This is a genomic window from Legionella sp. ST3F1 (assembly GCF_048553315.1).
Taxonomy (GTDB): domain Bacteria; phylum Pseudomonadota; class Gammaproteobacteria; order Legionellales; family Legionellaceae; genus Tatlockia; species Tatlockia donaldsonii.
Genome location: NZ_JBLZIO010000047.1, coordinates 1 through 1501 on the forward strand (window position 1 = coordinate 1; position 1501 = coordinate 1501).

Here is a 1501-nt window from a genome sequence, read left to right on the forward strand (position 1 = left end):
ATTTTTTGTACAACAAGTAACCTTCTAAACGCTCTTGGAGTTTAAACCATCCCTCCCAGAGCGTTTTCCAACTTGCTTTTCCTAATCGCTTTGTATCTGTCCATCCACCTAGTTTTGCAATGGATTTGTAGACCCATTCTGCATCCGGCAAGATTGCTGGTAATGGTTTAGTCGCTTCTTTTTTGGGTTGCATGGATAACCATAAAACGGTCATTTCTTCCTGTGATAAGATTGAATGTTGCTTCGCAACATAGGTATTTTCTTTTTTATTTTTCTCAACATGCTCTTTAAGCTGGAGCAATCGTACCGCTATTGGAGCCAGAATCACGGCCATTCTTTCAATATTCTCTGCTGACTGCATACGCTGTCGCTCAACCCCGGCACCCGTCTTCCATGCTTTATGAAATTCCTCTATCTTCCATCGCATTTTATAATAGTTAATCACTTTAATCGCATCATCAAAACAAGCTACGGGTTCTGTTGTGAATAAAGTCCACGATAGAGTCCCTTCATCTGAACCTGTTCCTTCTTTTTCTTTAGCCACAACAACGTGAATATCGATAGGCTCTAGTAAAGGATTAGGATGATGTGCTGGTGGGTTAAGCCTTACTTTACAGGAGTAAAGTTCAATCTGGGATACTCGAGCCTTACGCCCTTTTTTTTGTGCAATAGTTACTTGGTATTCACCTAGTTTTTGAGCATGATTAATGGCTTCATGAAGGTGTTTAAATCCCCCTGATGCTAAGCGACGATTCTGGGCTGCTCTTATAACAAATCGCTGTCCCGAGGTTACTTTGAAATTTATATAGTCGTAGATATCAGATTCTCTATCACATACAGAAATCACTTTGCGCATTAAGGAGCCCATACGCCTTTGTACTAATAGAGAAGATTCTTCCCATTTATGGCTTTCCTTGTCATCATAGGCTCGTTGTTTCCTGGCGCGATGTTTACCATACTCTGCCTTATCCCTAATCCAGCGTAATTGACCTATTAAACCAAGTGTTTCATCTTTTTCTGCATCAACAAGTAAAACAGAATGGGCATACAATCCTCTTGCATAAGCCCCTTTACTACTCCCGCCGCCCGTGTAGCCTAATTCATCCCTCACACTATGCTTGTAAGACAGACTTGTACTGTCCTCTATTGCTAATAGAGTACTTCGATTTTTAGATTTTAACTTCGTTGATTTAAAGGTGCCTTCAGATATAGAACTTGCTTTGACTTGGTTATTCCTTATTAATCGATAACCTCCCTCTAGAACTGCACTATCTCCTTCACAGCTTGCTGAAATACTTTTCCCTAGATGGTTGCATAACGACTTTGCTAACTCGATTAGTCTTGTGGTTCTCCTCTTATCTCCAAGATTACAAAATTTAAATTGGTCTAATGCCCAAGATGATATGTCTGTTATATACATTAAAATCCCCTTTGCTTACTTTAAAGGGGATTTTAATTCTATTATGAAGTTTTTCTATACAGACTTATGTAGAAGATTCAG

Annotated in this window: 1 protein-coding gene; it reads right to left on the reverse strand. The window is 39.4% G+C overall.

Annotation, left to right across the window (positions count from 1 at the left end; translation table 11 throughout):
• The coding region (locus ACN4Z1_RS15875; RefSeq protein WP_419388381.1) for an IS4 family transposase at window positions 1-1420 on the reverse strand (1420 nt) is incomplete at its 3' end.
• Window positions 1421-1501 lie beyond the last annotated feature (81 nt).